Here is a 5314-nt window from a genome sequence, read left to right as displayed (position 1 = left end):
CCGCGGCGGCCTCGGCCAGTTCGGCGTCCGGCGCGCGCAGGTCCAGGCAGAGCCACAGGGCGCGGGACCGGTCGCGTTCGTACTCGCGCACCACGGGGTGGCCCACCCGCGCCGTGGTGCGCCAGTGCACGTCGCGCGGATCGTCGCCGGAGCGGTACGGGCGAAGGCCGCGGTACTCGCCGCGCGCGCCCGCCGCGCCCGCCATGCTTTCGCCGCTGCTGCGCACCCGCTCGCCGCTGGGGCGGGGCTCGCGCACGGGCCGGTCCGTGCGCGGCCATACCACCACTTCGCCGGCCAGGTCGATGTCGCGTTCCTTCACGAACAGTCCGAAGGGAAAGGAGGTGGACACGACGATGGTTTCCAGCGGCACCACACCGCGGTTGGGCCACGTGGCCTCCGCGCGCGCCACGCCGGTAGCTCCGGGGGCGATGACGGGCGTCCACCCGCGGCCCTCCATGCCGTCCTCACCCGCCTCGATGGAATACGCGTACAGGCGGCGGTTGCCGTTGCGGATCTCGTAGGTGATGCGCGCGGGCTCGCCGGCGGTGGCGCGGGGAACGCGGCGGCGCACCTCCAGGCGGCGCACCATCTGCTCGCTCAGCACGCCGCTGAGGGTGATGAAGCCCAGCATGCCGCCCAGGAGCAGAAAGAGCAGGTTGTTGCCGGTGCCCATGGCAGCCAGGCCCAGGAGCACGGAACCCCCGGTAAAGAACCAGCCCCCGCGCGAAAAGCGCAGCCGGCGCGGCGGCCGGAGCCAGCGGCGGATGCGCTTGCGGATGCGCTGCGTTGCGGTGGGCGGAACGGGTTTCACGGCGGTGTTCGTTGCCTCAGGTACGGCGGACGGTCCGGGATGCCGGACGTCGGGACTGCGATCAGGCGACTGCGATCAGGCGATTGCCAGCAAGCACGATCGGGACGGCGCGCGATCGAAGTGTGGCGTGGCCGCAGCTTGGGGCCCTCACCCGGCTCGCTGAAGCTCGCCACCCTCTCCCACGAACAGATGTGGGAGAGGGGGCACACCCCAACTGCGGTACGGGTGTGGGCTCATGGTTCGGCTCGCACCCGCGGCTCGGGGCCCCTCCCCCGGCGCCTCCCCGTGCAAACTGCCGCACGGAGAGGGGGAGAATTCACACCGGGGCCTCTGCCGCGAGCAGGTGAAGTCCCCCCGTCTGTTTGGGGGAACTTTCCGCCGTTGTTGCGGCGGATTCATTCGCTCAGCAGCGCCAGCCCCTTACACCGGCACCGGGATGCGCGCGACGATCTCGTCCAGCAGCATCACGGCCTCGCCGTACGCCTCGCCGGTGGCGGCGGAAGCGCCGGCGGGGAGGAGGCGGTGCGCGAGCACGGGGCCGGCGAGGCGCCGCACGTCATCCGGCACCAGGAACTCGCGCCCGTCCACCAGCGCATATCCCCGCGCGGCACGCAGCAGTGCAATGGCGCCGCGGGTGCTGGCGCCGGCGCGGAACCGCGGCTCCGTGCGCGTGGCCTGCACCATCGCCATCAGGTAATCGACAACGGATGCGTCGGCGTGCACCGAATCCACGCGGTCCTGCAGCATGACGACGCTCTGCGGGTTCAGCACGGCGCGGATACGCTCCACGGGATCGTGCGTGCCGGACGACTGCAGCAGCACCGTGCGCTCCTCGTCCGCGTCGGGATAGCCGATGGAGAGCCGCATTATGAAGCGGTCAAGCTGGCTTTCCGGCAGCGGATACGTCCCGTGCTGCTCCAGCGGGTTCTGCGTCGCCATCACCAGAAACGGGCGCGGCAGGTCAAAGCTGCGCTCGTCGATGGTCACGCGGCCCTCCTGCATGGCCTCCAGCAGCCCGCTCTGGGTGCGCGGCGGGGCGCGGTTGATCTCGTCCGCCAGCACCATGTTCGTGAAGATGGGCCCGGGGCGCGTCTCGAACTCGTGCGTGCGCGGATTGTAGACCGACACGCCGAGCACGTCGCTGGGCAGCAGGTCGCTGGTGAACTGGATGCGGCGAAAGTCCAGCCCCAGCGCGGCCGTAAGCGCCCGCGCCAGCGTGGTCTTACCCACGCCGGGCACGTCCTCGAACAGCAGGTGGCCGCGGGCGAGCAGGGCGGCGATGGACAGGCGCACAGTTTCGCGCTTGCCGCGAAACACGGTTTCCACCTGCGCGACAAGGTCGTCGAGCAGGCGAAGGTCCAGGTCCGGTGCGTCGACCGGAACGGCGTTCAGCATGGACGCGTTCACTGGGGATGGGCGGGAGATGCGGAGGAACCGCGGGCGTATACACCTGCGCGGCGGGAACGGTCGTTTCGGGGAGGAAGCGGGGTACGAAAGTACGACAGTACGAGAGTACGAAAGACGAGAGTGCGACAGAGTCGGTTCAATGAACGTCCTTGCCGCGCGTGTGGTCCGGGGTGCCCCGCCGGTCAGAGCACCAGCTTCATCCCTTCGTGCGATGCGCGGAAGCCGAGGCGCTCGTAGAAGCGGTGCGCATCGGTGCGTGACTTGTCGGTGGTGAGCTGCACCATCCGGCATCCACGCTCGCGGCACTTCTCGATGGCCCACTGCATCAGCGTGGCGCCCAAGCCCACGCCGCGCTCTGCTTCCGCGATGCGCACCGCCTCCACCAGCCCCCGCCACCCACCCCGGTGCGACAGTCCGGGCAGAAAGGTGAGCTGCAGCGTCCCTACGACGTCACCCCCGCGTTCAACGACGGCGAGGAGCTGGTTGGGATCGGCGTCGATGGCGTGGAACGCGGCCGTGTAGCGCGGGTCCAGCGGGATGGACAGGTCCTCGCGCGTGCGGCCCAGCGGGTCGTCCGCCAGCATGGCGACGATGGCCGGAAGGTCCGCGGCGGTGGCGCGGCGGATGACGGGTTCAGTCATGATCGGCGAGAGGGAGAAGGTGGCGGTCTCACAAACTGCTATGCGCCCCGTTTCCGCGCGAGTGTACTACGCGATACCGGGACGGGAACGGTCTCGCTGGTCCTGATCTTCACTTTCGTACTCTCGTAATTCGTACTTCCCTCCTTGATCGAACGTCCGTACGGCGCCTTGTTTTCCGCGTGCACCTCCGGCATTTTCACCCTTCAACCCGCCCATCCGGCCATCTATGACGGGCGCACGACTTCGGGACCGATCGGGAGAGCTGATGCGCAAGGAGAACACGCTGGTTCCGCTGCACCCCGTGGAGCGCGACACCATTCCGCGCATCTTCTTTGGCGGCATCGACCGGCACCGGCGCGAGCAGGCCATGATGTACCGCGCGGACGGCAAGTGGCTTACGCTGTCGCACGCGGAGATCGAACGGCGCACCACCGCCCTCGCCGCCGCGCTCGCAGACCTGGGGGTGCAGGCCGGATCGCGCGTCGTCATCCTTTCCGAGAACCGGCCGGAGTGGGCCATCTCCGACTTCGCCGTTACGGGGCTGGGCGCCATCGACGTCCCCATCTACCCCACCCTTCCCGCCAACCAGGTGGAATACATCGTCCGGGACTGCGGGGCGAGCGTGGTGCTGCTGAGCACGCCGGAGCAGGCGGCCAAGATCGCCGCCATCCGCGGGTCGCTCCCGGACCTCAGGCACGTGATCGCGTTCGACGGCAAGGGCGAGGGCGTCACCGCGATGGACGACGTGCTGGCCGCCGGGGAACGGGCCGTCTCCGAAGGGCGTTTCGGCGGGTTCCGCGAGCGTGCCCTGGCGGTGGGACGCGACGAGGTGGCGACGCTGATCTACACCAGCGGCACCACGGGCAACCCCAAGGGCGTCATGCTCACCCACTTCAACCTGGCGTCCAACGTGGCCGGGTGCCTGCAGCACGGGCTGAGCGACGTCATTCACCCCGGCGATACCACGCTCTCGTTCCTGCCGCTGTCGCACGTGTTCGAGCGGATGGTGGACTACCTGTACTGGGACGTGGGCACCTGCGTCGCCTACACGCACGTCGATACGGTTGCGGACGACCTGGGCGAGGTGCGCCCCATGATCGCCGTCTCCGTTCCGCGCCTGTTCGAAAAGATCTACAGCAAGGTGGTGAGCGCCACGGGGGTCAAGGCGCGCATCGTGGCCTGGGCCCGGGGCGTCGGCGAAAAGGTGGCGGACCTGAGGGTGCAGGGGCGCGCGCCGTCGGGGCTGCTGGGCGTGCAGTACGGGATCGCCCACAAGCTGGTGTTCAGCAAGCTGCAGGCGCGCACGGGCGGCCGGCTGCGCAACTTCGTCTCGGGCGGCGCGCCGCTCAGCCCGGAGATCGCGCGCTTCTTCCTTGGCGCCGGGCTTCCCGTGTACGAGGGCTACGGGCTGACGGAAACGTCGCCCGTGATTGCCGTCAACAAGCCCGGGGCCATGCAACTGGGCAGCGTGGGCCGCCCCATTCCCGGCGTGGAGGTGCGCATTGCCGACGGCAGCGGCGAGATCCTGACCCGCGGGCCGCACGTGATGAAGGGGTACTGGAACAACGATGAGGCCACGCGCGAGGCGGTGGACGCGGACGGCTGGTTCCACACCGGCGACATTGGCGAGATCACGGATGACGGCTTTCTGCGAATTACCGACCGGCTGAAGAACATCATCGTCACGGCGGGCGGCAAGAACGTGGCGCCCGCGCCAATGGAGAACTTGGTGGCGATGTCCACCTTTGTGGCGCAGGCGGTGATCATCGGCGACCGCCGCGCGTTCCCGGTGCTGCTGGTGGTGCCGGAGTTTGAGAACCTGCGCCCCTGGGCGGCCGCGCAGGGCATCACCGCGACGGACCGCGACGCGCTCTGCGCCGAGCCGCGGGTGCGCGCGTTCATGGAAAAGGAGGCGCTGGGCGGATTGGCGGAGTTCGCCAAGTACGAGCGCCCCAAGAAGGTGGCCGTGATCCCCCACGAGTTCACGGTGGACAACGGAATGCTGACGCCCACGCTCAAGGTGCGGCGCAAGGCGGTGGAAAAGGAGTACTCCGCCGTGATCGAAGAGATGTACGCCGGGAGCGACGCGGGAAAGGCATGATCACGATGCCGTCGTGCGCGCGTTCATGATCGGCGGATGACTCTCGAAGGTGGATCCACAGACGGCCGGACTCCGCGAGGAGTCCGGCCGTTTTCGTCGACGGGGATCACACGTGATTGGATAGATGGGGGCGGCCGACGGTGTGGCCCTCACCCGTCCGCGCTGAGACGCGTCCACCCTCTCCCACGAACAGATGTGGGAGAGGGGGCACCGGTAGGATTGCCCCGGCTTGGTGGACACCAACATAAGCCCGTAGGTTTACGGGCAGGAGGTGACACATGGCCGAGAAGCGAAGGCAGTTCACGCGCGAGTTCAAACTGGAAGCGGTTCGTCTGATTTCCAGCGGGGAGAGGA

Annotated in this window: 4 protein-coding genes; 1 reads left to right on the top strand and 3 read right to left on the bottom strand. The window is 68.8% G+C overall.

Translation table 11 applies throughout. The features are described 5' to 3' along the window. The 3 genes from VF665_RS00985 to VF665_RS00975 all read right to left on the bottom strand — a co-directional run. On the bottom strand, nt 1-811 hold an 811-nt coding region (locus tag VF665_RS00985; RefSeq protein ID WP_331051529.1), incomplete at its 3' end, for a DUF58 domain-containing protein. Nucleotides 812-1231: 420 nt separating this feature from the next. Then, nucleotides 1232-2206 (bottom strand): MoxR family ATPase, encoded by a 975-nt coding sequence (locus VF665_RS00980; RefSeq protein WP_331051528.1) that lies wholly within the window; start codon nt 2204-2206, stop codon nt 1232-1234. Between the two features lie 194 nt (nt 2207-2400). Beyond that, a complete protein-coding gene (locus tag VF665_RS00975; protein WP_331051527.1) occupies nt 2401-2859 on the bottom strand; it encodes a GNAT family N-acetyltransferase in 459 nt (152 codons plus the stop codon). A gap of 265 nt (nt 2860-3124) precedes the next feature. Between VF665_RS00975 and VF665_RS00970 the strand changes: the two genes are divergently transcribed. Continuing rightward, complete coding sequence (locus VF665_RS00970) at nt 3125-4960, top strand: long-chain fatty acid--CoA ligase (protein WP_331051526.1); 1836 nt, start codon at nt 3125-3127, stop codon at nt 4958-4960. Nucleotides 4961-5314 lie beyond the last annotated feature (354 nt).

The organism is Longimicrobium sp. (assembly GCF_036387355.1).
Taxonomy (GTDB): Bacteria; Gemmatimonadota; Gemmatimonadetes; order Longimicrobiales; family Longimicrobiaceae; genus Longimicrobium.
This window is presented reverse-complemented; position numbering and strand designations above follow the sequence as displayed.

Coding starts and splice junctions, on each gene's coding strand:
- VF665_RS00980 (WP_331051528.1), bottom strand. CDS start 2,206: ATGCTGAACGCCGTTCCGGTCGACGCACCGGACCTGGACCTTCGCCTG.
- VF665_RS00975 (WP_331051527.1), bottom strand. CDS start 2,859: ATGACTGAACCCGTCATCCGCCGCGCCACCGCCGCGGACCTTCCGGCC.
- VF665_RS00970 (WP_331051526.1), top strand. CDS start 3,125: ATGCGCAAGGAGAACACGCTGGTTCCGCTGCACCCCGTGGAGCGCGAC.